We start from the raw sequence: 19,860 nt of genomic DNA on the forward strand, positions 1-19,860 counted from the left end.
GTTCACACCGTCGGTCAGGGTGATGTCGGCCGGGCAGGCGGCGATGCCGGACCCGCCGACATCCGTGCAGGTGAAGTCGACTTTCACGAAGCTCGTGTACCAGCCGTCGGCGTTCGCGTCGGCCGGGTCGAGCGTGTACGAAATCGTCGGGTCGACGGTGTCGACGGTGATCCCGGACACCGTCACGGACGCGGTATTACCGGCATTATCGGTCGCGGTACCCGTCACCGACTGGTCCGCACCGTCCATCAGGATCACGTCGGCCGGGCACGTGGCGATGCCGGATCCTCCGACGTCTTCACACGCGAAGTGGACCAGGACGCCCGAGTCCGTCGTGTACCAGCCATTGGTACCGTCGGGGTCTACCGGGTTGAGCGTGTATCCGATGGTCGGGTCGACCGTGTCGACGACCGTGTAGGTCACCGTCGCCGTTGGGGCGTTGAGCCCGCCGGCGTCGGTGTAGTCGCAGGTCGTGGTCTGGGTGCCGAGTCCATTCAGCAGCGCCCCGGTGGTCACGGAGGCGGCCGTGGGGTTGACGTCTTCGGCGTCGACCACCAGGCAGGTGGCGGTCGGCACGGTACCGATTTCATAGCTGGCCCCGTTGCTCACCCCGTTGACCGAGACCGAAGGCGCGGTGTTCGTCGGGACCGGCTGGGTGATGATGATGGGGATACCGACCTGGTTCTTGAATTCTCCGCCGCCGGCCGGCTGCGCCAGGATGAGGACCGTCACGGTACCGCTCTGGGCAGCGGTGCCCGCTGTGAAGCTGACCGGGAAATCGTCGGTGCAGTTCGTGATGACCACGGGGTTGGGGCTGGCCGTGACGCCGGAGGGTGCGACCACGGTGAGTTTCAGCGGGCTCTCCCCCGCATCAATGTTGCATCCGATGTCGCCGTCACTCTTGCCGTTGGCGTTGAGCCTCATCGTGGCGCTTCCGGCCGTTTCCGATCCCGCAACGAGGGTGACACTGGCCGAACCCACGATGCTGTCCTGAATGATGTCCGCGTAGGCAACCCCACCGAAGGCCAGGACGCTCACCGCCGTGATGGCGGTGATCGTTGTTGCGATGCCCGTTCGCTTCAATACTCGTTTCATGGTGGCTGCCCCTGCGCTCGGCGGGAAGACCCTCGGGTGGGCCATCCCTCCAACGAAGGTATGTCTGCGCCGGATCCTCGGGAACGGCGGGTGCGTTCAAACAGCTAAACGCATGGTCCCTGGAGCGTTTGAATCCCTAAACGCGTCCGAACCTCGGCGCATATACCCGGTCAGGGGCGCCCGCACCATAATGGTGCCATGGCCGAAATGAAGACGCAGCCGACGGATGCCTCCGTCGAGGACTTCCTGGAGGCCGCGACGCCCGCCCGCCGCCGCGCGGACGGCATGGCCCTCGACGCGCTCTTCCGCGAGGTGACGGGCGCCGACCCTGTCCTGTGGGGTCCATCAATCGTGGGCTACGGCAGCTACCGCTACGTGTCGCCCGCGAACCCGCGCAACCGCGGGGACTGGCCGAAGACGGGGTTCTCTCCGCGCAAGGCGCAACTGTCGATCTACGGGCTCAAAGACCTCCCCGAGGGCGCCGAGTTCCTGCCACGGCTCGGCGCGTACACGGAGGGGGCGGGGTGCGTCTACGTGAAGAAGCTCGACGACATCGACCTCGGTGTTCTGCGCCGGCTGGTCGCGATCGCCTGGTCCCGGGGCGACGACCCCGCGCCGCCGGCGGCCAAGGAGTAGGCCCCCGGCCCGCACCCCGCCGAAACAGACAGTTCCGGTCGAGTTCGCCCGGCATAGCGGGCGATCTCGACCGGAACTGTCGACGTCGGCGGTGCGGTCACACGACCGGGACTAGAAGTCCCAGTCGGCGTCTTCCGTGTTGACGGCCTTGCCGATGACGTAGGACGAGCCCGACCCGGAGAAGAAGTCGTGGTTCTCGTCGGCGTTCGGCGAGAGCGCGGCCAGGATGGCCGGGTTCACGTCGGTGACGGTCTTCGGGAACATGGCCTCGTAGCCGAGGTTCATCAGCGCCTTGTTGGCGTTGTAGTGCAGGAACTTCTTGACGTCCTCGGTCAGCCCGTGTTCGTCGTAGAGGTCCTGGGTGTACTGGATCTCGTTCTCGTAGAGCTCGAACATGAGATTGAAGGTGTAGTCCTTGATCTCATCGCGGCGCTCCTGCGAGGCGGCCTCGAGCCCCTTCTGGAACTTGTAGCCGATGTAGTAACCGTGCACGGCTTCATCCCGGATGATCAGACGGATGAGGTCGGCCGTGTTGGTGAGGCGGGCGCGGCTGGAGAAGTACATCGGCAGGTAGAAGCCCGAGTAGAACAGGAACGACTCGAGCAGCACCGAGGCGACCTTGCGCTTGAGCGGGTCGTCGCCCTGGTAGTACTTCATGATGATCTCGGCCTTGCGCTGCAGGTTGACGTTCTCCGTCGACCAGCGGAACGCCTCGTCGATCTCCTTCGTCGACGCGAGGGTCGAGAAGATCGACGAGTAGCTCTTGGCGTGCACGGACTCCATGAACGCGATGTTCGTGTAGACGGCCTCTTCGTGGGGCGTGATCGCATCCGGAATCAGCGACACGGCACCCACTGTGCCCTGGATCGTGTCGAGCAGGGTCAGCCCGGTGAACACCCGCAGGGTGAGCAGCTGCTCCGCCGGGGTGAGCGTGGCCCAGGACTGCACGTCGTTGGACAGCGGCACCTTCTCCGGCAGCCAGAAGTTGTTCGTGAGGCGGTTCCACACCTCGACGTCTTTTTCGTCTTCGATCTTGTTCCAGTTGATCGCGTCAACGTGGGAGACGAGCTTGAGCTTGTCAATCATTGGTTGTTCCTTAGTCGGCAGTGCACAGGCGGTTCAGTAGTCGAGAGGCTCAGCACGAACTCACTCAGAGAGCGCAGGAAACACAACCCTCGACCTCGGTGCCCTCGAGGGCCATCTGGCGCAGACGGATGTAGTAGATGGTCTTGATGCCCTTTTTCCACGCGTAGATCTGCGCGCGGTTGATGTCGCGGGTGGTGGCGGTGTCCTTGAAGAACAGCGTCAGCGACAGGCCCTGGTCGACGTGCTGCGTGGCGGCGGCGTAGGTGTCGATGACCTTCTCGTAGCCGATCTCGTAGGCATCCTGGTAGAACCCGGTGTTGTCGTTCGTCATGAACGGCGCCGGGTAGTAGACGCGGCCGAGCTTGCCTTCCTTGCGGATCTCGATCTTCGACGCGATCGGGTGGATCGATGCGGTCGAGTTGTTGATGTAGGAGATCGACCCGGTCGGCGGCACGGCCTGCAGGTTCTGGTTGTAGATGCCGTGCTCCACAACGGATGCCTTGAGCTCGGCCCACTCGGCCTGCGTGGGAATGTGCACGTCGGCCTGCGCGAACAGCTCGGCGCCGCGCGCGGTGGCCGGCTCCCAGATCTGGTCGGTGTACTTGTCGAAGAACGTCCCGGAGGCGTAGGTGGAGTCCTCGAAGCCGACGAACGCGTGGCCGCGCTCGATGGCCAGCTTGTTCGAGGCGCGGAGGGCGTGGAACAGCACCGTGTAAAAGTAGATGTTGGTGAAGTCGATGCCCTCGTCACTGCCGTAGTAGATGCGCTCCCGGGCGAGATAACCGTGCAGGTTCATCTGGCCCAGGCCGATGGCGTGCGACTTGTCGTTGCCGTCTTCGATCGAGCGCACGGAGGAGATGTGGCTCTGTTCCGACACCGAGCTGAGGCCGCGGATGGCGGTCTCCACGGTCTTGCCGAAGTCGGGCGAGTCCATCGACAGGGCGATGTTCATCGACCCGAGGTTGCAGGAGATGTCTTTACCGATCTGGTCGTACGACAGGTCCTCGTTGTACGTGGTCGGGGTGTTGACCTGGAGGATCTCCGAGCAGAGGTTCGACATGTTGACGCGACCCTTGATCGGGTTCGCCGCGTTGACGGTGTCCTCGAACATGATGTACGGGTAGCCGGACTCGAACTGGATCTCGGCGAGCGTCTGGAAGAAGTCACGGGCCTTCATCTTGGACTTTTTGATGCGCGGGTCGTCGACCATCTCGTGGTACTTCTCGCTGACGGAGATGTCGGCGAACGGCACCCCGTAGACGCGCTCGACGTCGTAGGGCGAGAACAGGTACATGTCCTCGTCTTTCTTCGCCAGCTCGAACGTGATGTCGGGCACGACCACGCCGAGGGACAGCGTCTTGATGCGCACCTTCTCGTCGGCGTTCTCCCGCTTGGTGTCGAGGAAGCGCATGATGTCGGGGTGGTGCGCGTGCAGGTAGACCGCGCCGGCACCCTGACGGGCACCGAGCTGGTTGGCGTAGCTGAAGGAGTCTTCAAGCAGCTTCATCACGGGGATGATGCCGCTGGACTGGTTCTCGATCTGCTTGATCGGTGCACCGGACTCACGGATGTTGCTGAGCAGCAACGCGACGCCGCCGCCCCGCTTCGACAGCTGCAGCGACGAGTTGATGCCGCGGGAGATCGACTCCATGTTGTCTTCGATACGGAGCAGAAAGCAGGAGACGAGCTCGCCGCGCTGCGCCTTGCCGGAGTTCAGGAAGGTGGGGGTGGCCGGTTGGAAACGCCCGGCGATGATCTCCTCAACGAGGGAGATCGCGAGCTGCTCGTCACCCTGAGCGAGGCCCAGCGCGGTCATCACGACTCGGTCTTCGAAACGCTCGAGGTACCGTTTTCCGTCAAACGTCTTCAGCGTGTACGAGGTGTAGTACTTGAACGCGCCGAGGAAGGTCTGGAAGCGGAATTTCTTCGAGTACGCCAGCTTGTTGAGGTCGGTGATGAACTCGAACGAGTACTGGTCGAGCACGGCCTGCTCGTAGTATTCCTTCTCGACGAGGTAGTCGAGGCGTTCGCGCAACGTGTGGAAGAACACCGTGTTCTGGTTGACGTGCTGCAGGAAGAACTCCCGCGCAGCCTCGCGGTCCTTCTCGAACTGGATTTCCCCGTTCGGGCCGTACAGGTTGAGCATGGCGTTGAGGGAGTGATAATCCATCGCCAGGCCGGGAGCCGGGTGAGCCATAGTCTTCACGGCTGTTGCTTCCAAAATGATTCCAATCCGTCGTGGACGATGCGCACATCATCCGGAGTTCCAAATACTTCAAAGCGAAACATGTGGGGCACCTTGCACTTCTGGGCGATGATGTCCCCGGCGAGGCAGTAGCCGGTGCCGAAATTCGTGTTGCCCGCGCCGATGACGCCGCGGATGAGCGAGCGATTCTGCTCGTCGTTCAGGAACGTGATGACCTGTTTGGGCACCGCGCCCTTGCTGTCGCCGCCGCCATACGTCGGCACGACCAGCACGTAGGGTTCGCTGACCCGGAGCGGCTCATCGCGTGCGTAGAGCGGGATGCGAGCGGCCGGGCGACCCAACTTCTCAATGAAGCGGTGCGTGTTGCCCGAGGTGCTGGAGAAATACACGATATCGGTCATGGAACACCTCCTGTTGCTGAGAAGTCGGCACGCCAAACGACGCTTTTTTACGGTCTGTTGCGACGCCACCCCCTGGCGCCGCGGCGCTACGCGAGGCGCTGCGCGAGTTCGTTGATCTTGTCGGGGCGGAAGCCCGACCAGTGGTCCTCGTCGGTGATAACGACGGGAGCCTGCAGGTAGCCCAGGGCCTTGACGGCCTCCAGGGCGTTCTCGTCGAGCGAGAGGTCGAGGATTTCGTATTCGATGCCCTTGTTGTCCAGGGCGCGGTACGTCGCAGTGCACTGCACGCAGGAGGGCTTGGTGTAGACCGTGATTGCCATGGAGGGCCTTTCTCGTCGTTCAGGGATCAGTATTCAAAATCGGTTCAAACATCAGTGCTCAAAATCGGTTTTCATGTGAAATCTGAAGTTCAAGACGTGCTGTGTGTTGAACTTCAATACTACATCTAGTGATGCTCGAAGGGAATGGCCACTACATACAGTAGTTACAAGTATGTAGTTATCCACCGACATTCCACCGGTTGTGCACAGCCCCCCGGATGCGAGTCGAGCCGAATCACGCGGAATGCGTCAAAGTTATCCACAGGCAGCGCAGGGAGCAGAACTCAAGCCTGTGGAAACCCTGTCGGCGTGTCGCTCGCCGCGACGCGGACGCTCGTGCCCCCTTCGGGGCGGCCGGGCGGCGAGGCGGCCGGCGGCCGGGCGGCCGGCACGTCACCCGGGGCGCACCCCGTGGAAGCGCTGCGGCGAGAGCGCGGTCGCCCAATCCCAGCGGTCGAAGCTGTTGGAGTGGTGACGTAGCGCATCCTCCCGGCGCTTCTCCTCCCAGACGACCTCCCCCGGATCCCGATCGCCGAGCACCGCGCCGCGCGTGCACTTGTGCTTGCCGTCGAACTCCCCGATCTTGCGGATGCGGCGCCAGTAGAAGTCCACCCAGTAGTCGTGGCCGTCGATGGCGGGAAAACCGACCTGCAGTTCGGGCACCTCGAAGCCGAGCTGGAACATCCGCACCCGACTGAGGGACTCGCCGCCGTTGGCCGACAGCCCGTTCCCGAAGGCGATGGCCCGCTCGGCTAGCCGCGCGCCGGCCCGCGGGTTCACCGCCACAAGCTCTGCGAACAGGTCCTCCCTGGTGAGGGCACGGCGACCACGGATGCCCCGCCGCGCCTCGGCCGCGGCCCGCTCCCGCTCGACCCGCAACGCATGGTCGATCATGGTGACGCCCACGAGAAAGCTGGTGCTCGCCGCGACGTCGACCAGGGTGCGCGGCAGCAAGGTCACCGCGATCCCGCCGAGGAGCGCCGGCTCCGAGGCCGGAGCCCCACGATGGCTGGTCGTGAACCGTGCGGTGCTGCCACCGAAGGCATCCGGATCGATCGTGTGCACCGTGCGGGGCCAGGTGCCGATGTGCGGCAGCCCGTGCATCACCGCCGCGGACGCATGCGACAGCACGAGCGGCCGGCCCGAGGCCAGGGCCGTCGAGAGCACGAACAGGCGGTAGCACTGATCGGGATCGGCGGCGCGCCACAGCTCCCCCGACACGTAGATGCCGCGGCGCGTACGCACGAGTTCGCCACGACGGATCAGGGCATCCACGGAGTGCGAGTCGAGGCCGCGCTCCCGGAGCGTGGCATAGGCGATGAGCCCGTCGTGGCGGGCGCTGACGAGGTCCAGGAGTTCGCTCATGCCTCACCCTGTGGGCGGCGGGCCGGCCGGGGCAGGTGCGCCCGGGCATCCGTGGATAAACCCGGGAGTCCCTGCCCCTGGGGACGACACGGCGCGGCGGCCCCCCACACCCGACCGGACACACGAGAGGGCCGGCTCCGTGAGGAGCCGGCCCTGGTGTCGAGATGCTGTGATGCAGGTGTACTGCCGGGTTGTTACTCGGTCAGCGGGGCGAGGTTCGGGTCGTTCGCGTATGCCTCGGCCGCGTTTTCCTTGGTCACGATGACCGGGGGCAGCAGGTAGGCCGGGACGACGATCTTGCCGTTGTCGTAGGACTCGGTGTCGTTGACCTCGGGGGTGTCGCCCTTCTGGAGAACGTTGACCATCTCGATGGCCTTGTCAACGAGCACGCGGGTGTCCTTGTTGATGGTGGAGTACTGCTCGCCGGCCATGATCGACTTGACCGACTCGACCTCGGAGTCCTGCCCGGTGACGATCGGGATGTCCTTACCGGCGGCCTTCACCGAGGTGATGATCGCACGGGCGAGGGTGTCATTCGGGGAAAGAACGCCATCGAGCGTCTTGTCGCTGTACGTGCTGGTAAGCAGCGCGTCCATGCGGCTCTGAGCGTTCTCGGCCTTCCAGCCGGCGGTTGCCGTCTGCTTGATGTCGGTCTGGTCGGAGGCGACGACGAGGGTTCCGTCGTCGATCTTCGGCTGCAGGACGCTCATCGCGCCGCCGAAGAAGACGGCGGAGTTGGCGTCATCCGAGGAACCGGAGAACAGCTCGATGTTGTACGGGCCTTCCGGCTTCTTCGTGGCCAGTCCGTCCAGGAGCGCCTGGCCCTGGAGCTCGCCGACATTGAAGTTGTCGTAGGCGACGTAGTAGTCCACGGCCTCGGTGTTCAGGATGAGGCGGTCGTAGGCGATCACGATGGCGCCGGCGTCGCGGGCCGACTGCACCTGGGTGGCGAGCTGGCCACCGTCAGCGGCACCGATGATGATGACCTTGGCACCGTTGGTGACCATGGCCGAGATCTGGTCCTGCTGGTCCTTGACCGTGGTCGAGGCACCGGCGTACTGCACGTCGCCCTTGTAGCCGGCCTCCTTGAGGCCGTCTTCGAAGAGCCCGCCGGCGAGGACCCAGTTCTCAGAGGTCTTCGAGGGGAGGGCGATGCCGATGACCGAATCCTGGGCGAAGCCGGCAGCAGCGCCGTCTTCGCCGGCGGTGTCCGTGCGGGTGGAGCAACCTGAGAGTGCCATCAAGGCCACTGCGGCGATCGCAGTTGTCGCAAGAATCTTTCGCATTGTCGATTACTTTCTGTTCGTTGTGGTTTGGTGAAGGGGAAATCTGGGCTAGTTGGGCCGCGTGGCCTGCGGCCGCGCGCTCTCCGGGGTGCCCGCGTCGGGCACGACCAGAGGTGGCTCCGCCGGGAATTCGGCAGTCTTCTTCTTCCGGGTCAAGAGGCCGATGATGGAGGGTCGACCCTGGCTCTTGTTCCACACGTCGACACCCACGGCCACCAGGAGCACCATGCCCTTGATGATCTGAACCCAGTCGGAGCCGACGCCCAGCAGCTGCAGGCCGTTGTTCAGCACCGCCATGACGAGACCACCGATGATGGAGCCGACGACGGTTCCGATTCCGCCGGACACGGCCGCGCCACCGATGAACACGGCGGCGATCGCGTCGAGCTCCCAGCTGAGGCCGTCCTGCGGGCCGGACGCCACCGAGCGGGCCACGAAGATCATGCCGGCCAGGGCCGAGAGGATCGACATGTTCATCATGACGAGGAAGTTCACGCGACGGGACTTGACCCCCGAGAGTTCGGCGGCGAGCTTGTTGCCGCCGACCGCGTAGACGTGACGGCCGAAGATCGTGTTCCGAGTGACGAACGCGTAGAAGAGAACGAGCACGCCGAGGATGATTCCGGAGACCGGGAAGCTAGTGCCGACACGGCCACCGGCGAAGAGGACGGATGCGTAGACGATGACGGCACAGAGAAGGGCGACTTTCACGATGCTTACCCAGAGCGGTGCTGGCGTCGAACCCATGATCTTCTGAACCCGGCGGGCCCGCCATTCGGAGTAGACGACCGCGACCACGATGATGAGCCCCAGCAGCAGGGTCAGGTTGTTGTAGCCCGTGTTCGGGCCGACCTCGGGAAGGTAGCCGGAGCCGATGATCGTGAAGCCGTCAGGAACGGGGACCGTGTTGGCGTTGCCGATGACCTGGTTGCCGCCGCGGAAGATGAGCATGCCGGCCAGGGTGACGATGAAGGCGGGAACCCCGACATAGGCAACCCACGCACCTTGCCAGGCGCCGATCAGCATTCCCACGAACAGCCCAAGCAGGATTGCCAGCGGCCACGGGAAGTTCCAGTCCCGCATCGCGGTGGCCACCACGATGCCGACGAAAGCGGCAACGGATCCGACCGACAGGTCGATGTGGCCGGCGATGATTACCATGACCATGCCGATGGCGAGGATGAGGATATAGGAGTACTGGCTGACCAGGTTGATCAGGTTGCCGGACGACAGCGTCAGCCCGTCGGTCAGGTACTGGAAGAGCAGAATGATGGCGATCAGGCTGAAGAGGATGCCGAACTGCCGCAGGTTCGAGCTGCCGCTGCCGAAGATCCTTTTCAGATCACCGAGAGCGCCTTTGCGGGTACTCGTGTCTTCACTCATATGCTCTGAACCTTCTTCCGTGCGGAGGTCATACTTTTCATCAGGGTTTCGGGATCGGCGGACTCCGCCGGGATGCAGTCGGTGATCGCTCCCTCGAAGACCGTGTAGATCCGGTCGGCGAGGCCGAGGAGCTCCGGGAGCTCAGAAGAGATCAGGATGACTCCCTTGCCCTGTTCGGCGAGCTGCTGGATGATGCCGTAAATCTCGTATTTCGCGCCGACGTCGATGCCACGGGTCGGCTCGTCCAGGATCAGCAGGTCAGGGTCCGTGAACATCCACTTGGCCAGAACGACCTTCTGCTGGTTGCCGCCGGAGAGTTTGGAGACGCCCGCATTGACGCTGGGTGTCTTGATCCGCAGGCTTTTGCGGTACTCCTCGGCGATTCCGAATTCTTTGGAGTCGTTCACGACCTGCCCGGCCGAGATCTTCGAGAGCTTGGCCGAGACGACGGAACGCTTGATGTCGTCGAGCAGGTTCAGGCCGAGTGCCTTGCGGTCCTCGCTCACGTAGGCGAGGCCGTTATCGATCGCGTCGGCCACGCTTTTCAGGACGATTTCCTGTCCGTCCTTGTAGAGGTGGCCGGAGAGGAAGTTGCCGTAGGAGCGCCCGAAGATGCTCATCGCCAGTTCGGTGCGCCCGGCGCCCATCAGGCCGGCAATGCCCACGATCTCACCCTTGCGTACGTTCAGGCTGGAACCCTTCACGACCATGCGCTCGGCGACCTGCGGGTGCTGCACGGTCCAGTCACGCACCTCGAAGAAGACCTCGCCGATGTGCGGTGTGCGGTCCGGGAAACGGCTCTCCAGGCTGCGCCCGACCATGCCCCGGATGATCCGGTCTTCGTTGACTCCGTCGGCCACGACATTCAGGGTTTCGATCGTCTTGCCGTCGCGGATGATTGTGATCGAGTCTGCGACCTGTTCGATCTCGTTGAGCTTGTGGGAGATCATGATCGAGCTGATTCCCTTGCCCTTGAGCCCGCGGATCAGGTCCAGCAGATGCATGGAGTCCGACTCGTTCAGGGCCGCGGTCGGCTCATCGAGGATGAGCACCTTGACCGACTTGTTGAGGGCCTTGGCGATCTCGACCAGCTGCTGCTTGCCGACGCCGATGTTCTTGATCAGGGTGTCGGGGTCGTCCCGCAGCCCGACGCGCGCCAACAGCTCGAGTGCCGTCTTCTTGGCGGTGATCCAGTCGATTGCACCCCACTTGGTCGGCTCGTTGCCGAGGAAGATGTTCTCGGTGATGGAGAGTTCCGGGATGAGCGCCAGCTCCTGGTGGATGATGACGATGCCCGCTTCTTCGCTCGAGCGGATGTCCTTGAAGTGCACGTTCTGACCCTGGTAGATGATGTCGCCCGTGTATGTGCCGGAGGGGTAGACCCCGGAGAGCACTTTCATCAGGGTGGATTTGCCGGCACCGTTCTCACCGCAGATCGCGTGGATCTCGCCGTGATTCACCGTGATGGAGACGTCAGACAGGGCCTTGACCCCGGGAAACTCCTTGGTGATGGAACGCATCTCCAGGATTACGTGGTCAGTGGACATCGTTGGACTCCTCACGCCCGGGGCCGCTGCCGGTATCCCCTATCGACAACGGGATGGACGCGCGAAGGCTCATCCCGCTCCCGCTCAGCAGGGCGGCAGCGGAGCTGCCGGGCAGGTGAAAAAGTGTGCTCACAAGCTTGACCTCAATGTCATGCGTTTGAAAAAAAATGTTGGAAATCGGGTCCATGTGACCGATCACATTGACACTATAGACCCGGTGACAGTCCCGGTGTCAAGTTTCGTTTTGTCACGCTTGCGTAACAGGCTGTTGCTCCGATGAGCGGGGTCGGAGGTCAGGACATTCCGCCGAGCCCAGCCGGCTCACGGACGGTCCCGGCGGTGCGGCATACGGCTTCTGTAACGCTGGGCGGAAACAGGGAAATGCTCGAGAATGCGCTCACAGAACTCCGGGGAAAGATGCGGAGGCAGGCGAACCAGTCACCGGTGATCGCGGCGAAGTCGCGCATGTTCCGAATTCAGAACGCAGGCGGTGCGGTCGAGCCGCGCACGATGAGCTCGGGAACGATCGGGTCGCTCCGCTCGATCGGCACGCCGCCGCTGAGGTTGCTGAGCAAGAGGGCGATGCACCGCCGCCCGAGTTCGGCGAAGTCTTGGCGCACTGTCGTGAGCGGTGGCCAGAAGTGTGCCGCTTCGGGAATATCGTCGTAGCCGACGATACTCATGTCGCGGGGCAGGTCGAGGCCCGCCTCCCGGCAGGCGTGCATGAACCCGAGCGCCATCAGATCATTCGACGCGAAGATGGCCGTGAAGTCCCGCCTCCGGAGCAATTCCCGTCCGGCACGGTATCCGAAGTCGGCGGTCCAGTCGCCCAGAATCGGCGCCATTGTCGGCACATCCATTTCCCACATCTCGTCGAGAAAACCACGCATTCGGGCCTCGGCCTCGATCCAGTCCTGGGGTCCGGCAAGGTGGTAGACACTCCGATGACCGAGGTCGATCAGGTGCCGCGTGGCCTGTCTGGCACCGGTCATCTGGTCGACGGACAGGGAATTATCGAAGCGGCCGGTGGACTGCAGGGTAACGAACGGCACGTCGATGGACAGCTGTTCCAGGGCGTCGAAAACCCGCACCTGCGGCGCGATCACGACGATACCCTCCACGGACTGGTTCATCAGATGCTCCAGCGCCGCCTCGATCGACTCCGTGTCGACGGATGTGAGGTTCGCGGTGTTGACGTAATAGCCGGCTTCCTGGGCAGCGTCCTGAATGGCGGCGATGCTGCTGGCCGGCCCGTAGGCACTCTCCGCCGAGAGCAAGCCGATGGTGCGCGAACGCCCGCGCGACAGCGCGCGGGCCGCCCGGTTCGGCCGGTACTGCAGGTCTTCCATGACCTGCAACACCTTCGCCTTGGTGGAATCACGGATGCTGGGATGGTCGTTGAGCACGCGCGAAACGGTCTGATGCGAGACCCCCGCGAGGCGCGCCACATCACGGATGCTCGGGGCACGCCCCTTGGGCAGATCGATAGTCACAGGAAGACCTCGTCGGCATGTGCACGGTCACAATTGTGAACGCAGATCAAGTATGCACTCCGAAGAGGCTGCGCGAGGCACCTCACTGCGGCCCCCTACCGCGCCCCCTGCGACGGGTGACCGGGCAAACGCACCGGATCGACGACGAATGCCAGTGGGGGCATGGTGGCCGGGATTGATTCATCCAGCGGAATACGATGCCTTGCGCGCCGACGGTCACCGGTCCTCATCATCCCCGGCAGCCAGGGCCGCCGCAGCTGTACGGACCTGTCCGCCTAAACGGCCGCGAGCGCCCGGTCGATGTCGTCGATGAGGTCGGCGACGTCTTCGATGCCCACGGACAACCGGATGATGTTGTCCGCCACTTCGAGTTCGGTGCCGCGCACCGACGCGTGAGTCATCTCGGAGGGATAGTTGACCAGCGATTCCACGCCGCCGAGCGATTCGGCCAACTGGAACAGCTGCGTGGCCTCGGCGAAGGAACGCGCCGCGGCCGCGCCGCCCACGAAGGAGATCGACAGCATGCCGCCGAAGCCGCTCATCTGCTTTTTCGCCAACTCGTGGCCCGGGTGCGTCGGCAGGCCGGGGTAGTAGACCCGGTCGATCGCCGGGTGGCCCTGCAGGTGCTCGGCGATCGCCTGGGCATTGCTGCAGTGGCGGTCCATCCGCACCGAGAGGGTCTTGATTCCGCGCACGGTGAGCCAGGCATCCATCGGGGCCGAGACGGGGCCGGCGGCGAACTGCAGGAACTGGGCCTTCTCGGCGAGCTCGTCGTCGTTGATGATCAGGGCGCCGCCGAGCACGTCGGAGTGGCCACCGAGGTACTTCGTGGTGGAGTGCACGACGACGTCGGCCCCCAAGGCCAACGGCTGCTGCAGCGCGGGCGAGGCGAACGTGTTGTCCACGATCACGGTCACGCCGAAACGGTGGCCGATCCGGGCCAGAGCGGCGATGTCGCAGACCTTCATCAGCGGGTTGCTGGGCGTCTCCACCCAGAGGATCTTCGTCTCGCCCGGAATGATGGCCTGTTCGACGGCGGCGAGGTCGCTCATCTCCACGGTGGAGTTGAGGATGCCCCAGGCACCGTGCACCCGGTTGATCAGCCGGTGCGTGCCGCCATAGACGTCGTTGCCGAGCACGATGTGGTCGCCCGGTGCGAGCAGCGCGCGCAGGATGGTGTCCTCCGCGGCGAGCCCGCTGGCGAAGGAGAGGCCGTGCTTTCCGCCCTCCAACGCGGCCAGCAGGGTCTCAAGCACGGTGCGGGTCGGGTTGCCACCGCGGCTGTACTCGTAGCCGCCGCGCAGGTGACCGATGCTCTCCTGCACATACGTGGACGTCTGGTAGATGGGAGGGATCACGGCGCCGGTCGTCGGGTCGAATTCCTGCCCGGCGTGGATGGCGAGGGTGTCGAAGTTTCGTGTGCGAGCCATTGATTCGTCCTTAGTCATGCTGTTCAGGCGCTCAGGTAGGTGAGCAGGTCGTGGCGGGTGATGACGCCGAGAGGTTTGCCACCGTCGGTGACGAGCAGCGCATCGTGGCCGGCGAAGGCGGCGCGCGCGGCCACGACGGGCTCGTTCACCCCGATCAGCGGGAGGGAGCCGCCGACGAACTCGCCGACGCGGTCCGCCAGTTTCGCTTCGCCGGAGAAGACGAGTTCCATCAGCCGGCGTTCGTCGATCGCACCGACGACCTCACCCATCACCACCGGGGGCTTTTCGGTGAGCACCAGCACCTGGGAGACGCTGGCCTCGGTCATGACTCCGATGGCGTCGTGCACCGTGGCGCTGGGGTGCACGTAGACGAACGGCGGCAGGGCGCCGGTCTTGGACGAGAGCAGGTCACCGACCGTGTGCCCGGCGGGCGCGTTGCTGAAACCGTAGCTGCGCATCCAGCCGTCATTGAAGATCTTGCCCAGGTAGCCACGCCCGCCGTCGGGCAGCAGCACGACGATGGTGTCGTCGGCGCCGAGGGTTCTCGCCGCGCGCAGGGCGGCGACGACGGCCATGCCGCTCGAACCGCCGACCAGAATGCCCTCTTCGAGGGCGAGCCGGCGGGTCATCGCGAAGGAGTCGGCGTCGGAGACGGCGATCACCTCGTGCACGACCTCCGGGTCGTAGGCGCCCGGCCAGAAGTCCTCGCCCACGCCCTCGACCAGATACGGCCGGCCGGTGCCGCCGGAGTACACCGAGCCCTCCGGATCGGCGCCGATGATGCGCACGCTCTCTCCCGAGACCTCGCGCAGGTACCGTCCGGTACCCGTGATGGTGCCGCCGGTGCCGACGCCCGCGACGAAGTGGGTGACCGTGCCGTCGGTGTCCCGCCAGATCTCGGGCCCGGTCGTCTCGTAGTGGCTGAGCGGGCCGTTCGGGTTGAAGTACTGGTTGGGCTTGAAAGCCCCCGGGATCTCCCGGGCCAGCCGGTCGGACACGCTGTAATAGGAGTCCGGGTGGTCGGGGGCGACGGATGTCGGGGTCACCACAATCTCCGCGCCGTAGGCCGTGAGCACGTTGCGCTTGTCCTCGCCCACCTTGTCCGGCAGCACGAACACGCACTTGTAGCCGCGTTGCTGGGCAACGAGAGCGAGGCCGACGCCCGTGTTGCCCGAGGTTGGCTCGACGATGGTGCCGCCGGGGAGCAGGAGGCCGTCCCGCTCGGCGGCATCGATGATGCGCACCGCGATGCGGTCCTTCGCTGAGCCGCCCGGGTTCAGGTACTCCAGCTTGACCAGCACGGTGGCGCTGATGTCAGCCGTCACCTTGTGCAGCCTGACCAGGGGGGTGTCACCGATGAGGTCGAGAACGGTGTCGGCAATTTTCATCGAGAGTCCTTCATCGAGGGTTCTTCGTCACGGATTCGAGCCGTGTCAACTCTATCGGCGTGGACGGCGTGGGCGGCGTGGGCACCGGCGACGTGACCTGCTTCGAGTACAGCCGCGCGTAGACGCCGTCGTCGGCGAGCAGTTCGGCGTGGGTGCCCCTCTCTACGATCCGGCCGGCGTCGACGACGAAGATGACGTCGGCGGACACGATGGTCGACAGCCGGTGCGCGATGGCGATTGTCGTGCGCCCGCGGGAGGCGGTGTCCAGGGCGGCCTGAACGACGCGCTCGGAGATGGCGTCGAGGGCGCTGGTGGCCTCGTCGAGGATCAGCACCTCGGGGTCTTTGAGCAGCACCCGCGCGATGGCGATGCGCTGCTTCTCGCCGCCGGAGAGCCGGTAGCCGCGCTCCCCCACCAGGGTGTCGTAGCCGGCGGGGAAGGATGCGATCGTGTCGTGGATGCTCGCCGATCGGGCGGCGGCCTCGAGCTCGGCATCCGTCGCGTCCGGTTTCGCGTAGCGGAGGTTCTCGGCGATGGTCGCGTGGAAGAGGTAGGTCTCCTGGCTGACGATGCCGATGTGGGAGACGAGGGACTGCTGCTGGAGGCCCTGCACGTCGACGCCGGAGAAGAGTACCCGCCCGGCCGAGGCCTCGTAGAAGCGCGGGATCAGATAGGACACGGTGGTCTTGCCTGCCCCGGACGGGCCGACGAAAGCCGCGAACTGGCCGGGCTCGATCGTGAAGGAGACGTCGTCCAGGGTGGGGCGCGATTCCGCGCCGGCATCCGGGTAGGCGAAGGTGACCCCGTCGAAGGCGACCCGGCCGACGGCCTCGCCGCGGGCCGGCACGGGAGCGGCGTCGGGGGCGTCGCGGATCGCGGGCCGGAGGTCGAGGTACTGGAAGATGCGGGCGAACAGGGCGCTCGAGGTCTGCAGGTCGAGGGCGACGCGCATCAGGCCGAGCAGCGGGAACAGCAGCCGTGACTGCACGGTCGTGAAGGCCACGATCGTGCCCGCCGTGATGTCGGTCGTTCCGCTGCCCATCAGCAGACCGGCCACGAGGTAGACGATCGCCGGGATGCTGGAGAGGAAGATGCTCACCATGGCGAAAAACCATTGTCCGCTCATCTGCTGGCTGATCTGCAACGTGACCTGGTTGGCGTTTTCGTCGGCATACCGATGGATCTCGGTCTTCTGGCGGGTGAAGCTTTTCGAGAGGAGAATGCCGGACACGCTCAGCGTCTCCTGCGTGATCGCCGTCATATCCGAGAGCGACTCCTGCGTCCTGGACGCGATGCGGGCCCGCACCTGGCCGACCCGGCGCTGGGCAAAGACGAGCACGGGCATCAGAATGATGGCGACGATCGCCAGCTGCCAGCTCAGCAGGAGCATCGCGACGAGCGCCGCGATCACAGTCACGGCGTTGCCGAGCAGACTGGAGATGGTGTTGGTGAGCACGCTCGCGACGCCGCCGACATCGTTCTGCAGCCTGGATTGGATGACGCCCGTCTTCGTTCGCGTGAAGAAGCTCAGCTCCATCGCCTGCAAGTGGGTGAACAGGCGCACCCGGAGGGCACCCATCACCGAGTTGCCGACCGTGGCGGTGAGCCAGGTCTGCCAGACACCGAGCAACTGCGTCCCCAGGTAGATGGCGATCATCACCCCCACGAGCACGGCGAGACGCTGCACGTCCGGGCTGCCGCCGGGCGGGAAGAGCCCCTCGTCGAAGGCCCGCTGCACGAGCAGGGGCGGCACGACGGAGAGCGCCGCGCTGATGAACACGAGAACCACGGTGACCGTGAGCTTCGCGCGGTGCGGCGCGAACAGGCCGATGATCCGGCGCAGCAGATTCGGGATGCGCGGGGCCTCGGCGTTCTCGGCCCGCTGAGCCACGACATCCGCGCCGCTGACCCGCCCCCGTCGACCGCCGCCACCGTGCATTCCACTCATGAATTCACTCTAAACTCCCGCGCGGCACACAAATGTGCCCGTTCCGGACGGCAACGGCCCGGGTGGGCGCCAGCGGCGGAACGGGCACAGTTGCTGATGCGGCTAGCCCTTCGTCGAACCGGCCAACAGGCCGCGCACGAAGTAGCGCTGCAGGGAGAAGAACACGATCAGCGGGACCAGGATCGAGATGAACGCGCCGGCCGTGAGAAGGTGCCAGTCCTGGCCTCGGGTACCGGTGATCTCGGCCAGCAGCTTGGTCATCGGGGCCACCGCACCGTCCGCGAAGATCAGCGCCACGAGCAGGTCGTTCCAGACCCAGAGGAACTGGAAAATGGCGAAGGATGCGATCGCTGGCATGGTCAGCGGCAGCACGATGCGGAAGAAAATCTGCCCGTGACCGGCGCCGTCCACCCGCGCCGCCTCGATGACGTCGGCAGGAATCTCCGATACGAAGTTGTGCAGCAGGTAGATGGCCAGCGGCAGGGCGAACATCGTGTGCGCGATCCACACCTGCGAGTAGCCGCCGGCGTCGCTGATCGAGGAGACCACCGGGAAGCCGAAGACCTCACCCCGCGAGAAGAACTGCAGGAGCGGCACGAGGGCCATCTGCAGCGGAACGATCTGCAGCGCGAACACCGCGATGAACAGCACGTTCTTGCCGCGGAAGTCGATCCAGGCGAATGCGTAGGCGGCGAGGCTGGCGATGATCAGCGGCAGCAGTGTGGCCGGCAGGGTGATCGCGATCGAGTTGATGAACGCACCGGCCAGATTCAGCTGACTGTTGCCGGCCTGGAGCACATCGCTGTAGTTGTCGAGGGTCAGACCCCAGTTCGAGAAGAGCGTCCACCAGCCGGTGGTGCGCACCTCCTGCGCCGGGCGGAAGGAGGAGACGAAGAGCCCGAAGGTCGGAACGGTCCAGAGCACGGCGATCACGAGCGCCGCGATCGTGGCGCCCCGGCTGGTCAACCGCTTCTTGGTGCGCTTGGCCGCCGCGAACTCCTGGCGGCGCTCGCCTCGGCGAATTTGGCTCTTGGTGTTCGTGTCGACGGGGAGCTCAACCGGAAGAATCGCGCTCATCGGATTTCCCTCTGCTTCTGAATCTGGCGGGCGTTGTAGACGACGATCGGGAGCACGAGCAGGAACAGGATCACGGCGAAGGCGGCGGACCGGCCCTGCTCGAAGTTCTTGAACTGCGTGTACATCTCGTTCGCGATGACGCTGGTGTCGTTGGCGCCTGCGGTCATGGTCCGGACGATGTCGAAGACCTTGAGGGAGGCAATGGAGATCGTCGTCAACACGACGACGAGGGCGCCGCGGATGCCGGGCACCGTGACGTTGGTGAACTTCTGCCAGGCGTTGGTGCCGTCGAGTTCGGCGGCCTCCATCTGCTCGGCAGGCACACCCTTGATGGCGGCGGAGAGCACGACCATGGCGAATCCGGTCTGCACCCAGATCAGCACGACGATCAGGAAGACCGTGTTCCAGGGTGCGTTGGCGAGGAAGTCGACGGGCTGGCCGCCGAACCACACCACAACCTGGTTGAGCAGGCCGATCTGGTTCTGGTCGGCCGGCCGGGCCGTGTACACGAAGCGCCAGATGATGGACGCCCCGACGAAAGAGATGGCCATGGGCATGAAGACCATGATCTTGAAGTACTTTTCGCCGCGGCTCTTGTCGATGAATACCGCGTAGGCCAGGCCGGCGACCGTGGACACGAGCGGAGTGATGAGCACCCAGACGATCGTGTTGAGCACCGTGCGGATGGCCTCCGGCTGGGTGAACACCCAGACGAAGTTGTCGAGGCCGATGAACTCGGTTCCGCGGGAGTTCATGAACGCCTGCACCGTGGTCTGGATGGTCGGGATGATGAGTCCGACGATGAGGAGCAGGATGGCCGGTGCGAGGAAGCCGAAGAGCTGGAAGAGGTAGCCGGCGCCGGAGCGTGAACGGTAGTCGACGATGAAGAAGACTCCGCCGAGAACGGCGGCCGCGGCGATGGCCCACCAGTACGATCCCGCGGCGAGCAGGATGAGCAGCGGTGCGGCGACGCAGACGGCGAGACGGATGACGGTGAAGCCGGTGCCCTTGCGCGGGGCTATCTCGACGAAGAACAGGATCGCGGCCACCAGGGCGACGAACGCGAGGATGATGATGGGGACTTGGACCAGGGGCGGCAAGTCAGCCAGCCAGGCAAGGAACGCCGACATATGAAACCTCTCGAGTACGACTGCGGGCTCACAGTTTGCTGGTGGGGCGGAAAACTACCGCCACGGTAC

Annotated in this window: 17 protein-coding genes; 1 reads left to right on the forward strand and 16 read right to left on the reverse strand. The window is 64.8% G+C overall.

The window, feature by feature from the left end; translation table 11 throughout:
• The coding region (locus E3O22_RS01380; RefSeq protein WP_198410551.1) for a hypothetical protein at window positions 1–1,095 on the reverse strand (1,095 nt) is incomplete at its 3' end.
• Between the two features lie 198 nt (window positions 1,096–1,293).
• On the opposite strand from E3O22_RS01380, the gene E3O22_RS01385 reads away from it, so the two are divergent.
• Window positions 1,294–1,731, forward strand: a complete 438-nt coding sequence (locus E3O22_RS01385; protein WP_134394887.1) for a DUF1801 domain-containing protein — start codon at window positions 1,294–1,296, stop codon at window positions 1,729–1,731.
• 111 nt (window positions 1,732–1,842) lie between these two features.
• Here the strand turns inward: E3O22_RS01385 and nrdF are convergent, their stop codons facing one another.
• From nrdF to E3O22_RS01455, 15 genes are all read right to left on the reverse strand, one after another.
• A complete protein-coding gene (gene nrdF, locus E3O22_RS01390) occupies window positions 1,843–2,817 on the reverse strand; it encodes a class 1b ribonucleoside-diphosphate reductase subunit beta (RefSeq protein WP_134394886.1) in 975 nt (324 codons plus the stop codon).
• Window positions 2,818–2,881: 64 nt separating this feature from the next.
• Window positions 2,882–5,014 carry a class 1b ribonucleoside-diphosphate reductase subunit alpha gene (gene nrdE / locus E3O22_RS01395; RefSeq protein WP_134394930.1) on the reverse strand — a complete coding sequence of 711 codons (2,133 nt, stop codon included), beginning with the start codon at window positions 5,012–5,014 and terminating at the stop codon, window positions 2,882–2,884.
• 5 nt (window positions 5,015–5,019) lie between these two features.
• Complete coding sequence (gene nrdI / locus E3O22_RS01400; protein WP_134394885.1) at window positions 5,020–5,424, reverse strand: class Ib ribonucleoside-diphosphate reductase assembly flavoprotein NrdI; 405 nt, start codon at window positions 5,422–5,424, stop codon at window positions 5,020–5,022.
• Between the two features lie 86 nt (window positions 5,425–5,510).
• Window positions 5,511–5,744: a glutaredoxin-like protein NrdH gene (nrdH, locus tag E3O22_RS01405; protein ID WP_104099275.1), complete on the reverse strand. Its 234-nt coding sequence runs from the start codon at window positions 5,742–5,744 to the stop codon at window positions 5,511–5,513.
• Between the two features lie 393 nt (window positions 5,745–6,137).
• Complete coding sequence (locus E3O22_RS01410) at window positions 6,138–7,109, reverse strand: type IV toxin-antitoxin system AbiEi family antitoxin domain-containing protein (RefSeq protein ID WP_134394884.1); 972 nt, start codon at window positions 7,107–7,109, stop codon at window positions 6,138–6,140.
• 194 nt (window positions 7,110–7,303) lie between these two features.
• Window positions 7,304–8,395 (reverse strand): sugar-binding protein, encoded by a 1,092-nt coding sequence (locus E3O22_RS01415; protein WP_134394883.1) that lies wholly within the window; start codon window positions 8,393–8,395, stop codon window positions 7,304–7,306.
• A 48-nt stretch (window positions 8,396–8,443) separates the two neighbouring features.
• Window positions 8,444–9,778, reverse strand: coding sequence for a multiple monosaccharide ABC transporter permease (gene mmsB, locus E3O22_RS01420; protein ID WP_134394882.1), 1,335 nt, complete (start codon window positions 9,776–9,778; stop codon window positions 8,444–8,446).
• Window positions 9,775–11,325, reverse strand: coding sequence for a multiple monosaccharide ABC transporter ATP-binding protein (gene mmsA, locus E3O22_RS01425; protein ID WP_134394881.1), 1,551 nt, complete (start codon window positions 11,323–11,325; stop codon window positions 9,775–9,777). The genes mmsB and mmsA overlap by 4 nt, the downstream gene beginning before the upstream one ends.
• Window positions 11,315–11,524: a hypothetical protein gene (locus E3O22_RS15760; protein ID WP_134394880.1), complete on the reverse strand. Its 210-nt coding sequence runs from the start codon at window positions 11,522–11,524 to the stop codon at window positions 11,315–11,317. The genes mmsA and E3O22_RS15760 overlap by 11 nt, the downstream gene beginning before the upstream one ends.
• A gap of 277 nt (window positions 11,525–11,801) precedes the next feature.
• Complete coding sequence (locus tag E3O22_RS01430; protein ID WP_134394879.1) at window positions 11,802–12,818, reverse strand: LacI family DNA-binding transcriptional regulator; 1,017 nt, start codon at window positions 12,816–12,818, stop codon at window positions 11,802–11,804.
• A gap of 275 nt (window positions 12,819–13,093) precedes the next feature.
• Window positions 13,094–14,248 carry a cystathionine gamma-synthase gene (locus E3O22_RS01435; RefSeq protein ID WP_134394878.1) on the reverse strand — a complete coding sequence of 385 codons (1,155 nt, stop codon included), beginning with the start codon at window positions 14,246–14,248 and terminating at the stop codon, window positions 13,094–13,096.
• A gap of 23 nt (window positions 14,249–14,271) precedes the next feature.
• The gene (locus E3O22_RS01440) at window positions 14,272–15,636 is read right to left on the reverse strand and encodes a cystathionine beta-synthase (RefSeq protein ID WP_134394877.1); all 1,365 of its coding nucleotides are present in this window, start codon (window positions 15,634–15,636) and stop codon (window positions 14,272–14,274) included.
• A 10-nt stretch (window positions 15,637–15,646) separates the two neighbouring features.
• Window positions 15,647–17,584, reverse strand: coding sequence for an ABC transporter ATP-binding protein (locus E3O22_RS01445; protein ID WP_134394876.1), 1,938 nt, complete (start codon window positions 17,582–17,584; stop codon window positions 15,647–15,649).
• A gap of 102 nt (window positions 17,585–17,686) precedes the next feature.
• Window positions 17,687–18,661: a carbohydrate ABC transporter permease gene (locus E3O22_RS01450; RefSeq protein ID WP_134394875.1), complete on the reverse strand. Its 975-nt coding sequence runs from the start codon at window positions 18,659–18,661 to the stop codon at window positions 17,687–17,689.
• On the reverse strand, window positions 18,658–19,791 hold the full coding sequence (locus tag E3O22_RS01455) for a carbohydrate ABC transporter permease (protein ID WP_134394874.1): 1,134 nt from the start codon (window positions 19,789–19,791) through the stop codon (window positions 18,658–18,660). Before E3O22_RS01455 ends, E3O22_RS01450 begins: the two co-directional genes overlap by 4 nt.
• Window positions 19,792–19,860 lie beyond the last annotated feature (69 nt).

Source organism: Cryobacterium sp. TMT2-18-2 (assembly GCF_004402245.1).
Taxonomy (GTDB): Bacteria; Actinomycetota; Actinomycetes; order Actinomycetales; family Microbacteriaceae; genus Cryobacterium; species Cryobacterium sandaracinum.

Excerpts from the sequence above, each read along its gene's own strand:
- E3O22_RS01385 (WP_134394887.1), top strand. The coding sequence starts at position 1,294 with ATGGCCGAAATGAAGACGCAGCCGACGGATGCCTCCGTCGAGGACTTC.
- nrdF (WP_134394886.1), bottom strand. The coding sequence starts at position 2,817 with ATGATTGACAAGCTCAAGCTCGTCTCCCACGTTGACGCGATCAACTGG.
- nrdE (WP_134394930.1), bottom strand. The coding sequence starts at position 5,014 with ATGGCTCACCCGGCTCCCGGCCTGGCGATGGATTATCACTCCCTCAAC.
- nrdI (WP_134394885.1), bottom strand. The coding sequence starts at position 5,424 with ATGACCGATATCGTGTATTTCTCCAGCACCTCGGGCAACACGCACCGC.
- nrdH (WP_104099275.1), bottom strand. The coding sequence starts at position 5,744 with ATGGCAATCACGGTCTACACCAAGCCCTCCTGCGTGCAGTGCACTGCG.
- E3O22_RS01410 (WP_134394884.1), bottom strand. The coding sequence starts at position 7,109 with ATGAGCGAACTCCTGGACCTCGTCAGCGCCCGCCACGACGGGCTCATC.
- E3O22_RS01415 (WP_134394883.1), bottom strand. The coding sequence starts at position 8,395 with ATGCGAAAGATTCTTGCGACAACTGCGATCGCCGCAGTGGCCTTGATG.
- mmsB (WP_134394882.1), bottom strand. The coding sequence starts at position 9,778 with ATGAGTGAAGACACGAGTACCCGCAAAGGCGCTCTCGGTGATCTGAAA.
- mmsA (WP_134394881.1), bottom strand. The coding sequence starts at position 11,325 with ATGTCCACTGACCACGTAATCCTGGAGATGCGTTCCATCACCAAGGAG.
- E3O22_RS01435 (WP_134394878.1), bottom strand. The coding sequence starts at position 14,248 with ATGGCTCGCACACGAAACTTCGACACCCTCGCCATCCACGCCGGGCAG.
- E3O22_RS01440 (WP_134394877.1), bottom strand. The coding sequence starts at position 15,636 with ATGAAAATTGCCGACACCGTTCTCGACCTCATCGGTGACACCCCCCTG.
- E3O22_RS01445 (WP_134394876.1), bottom strand. The coding sequence starts at position 17,584 with ATGAGTGGAATGCACGGTGGCGGCGGTCGACGGGGGCGGGTCAGCGGC.
- E3O22_RS01450 (WP_134394875.1), bottom strand. The coding sequence starts at position 18,661 with ATGAGCGCGATTCTTCCGGTTGAGCTCCCCGTCGACACGAACACCAAG.
- E3O22_RS01455 (WP_134394874.1), bottom strand. The coding sequence starts at position 19,791 with ATGTCGGCGTTCCTTGCCTGGCTGGCTGACTTGCCGCCCCTGGTCCAA.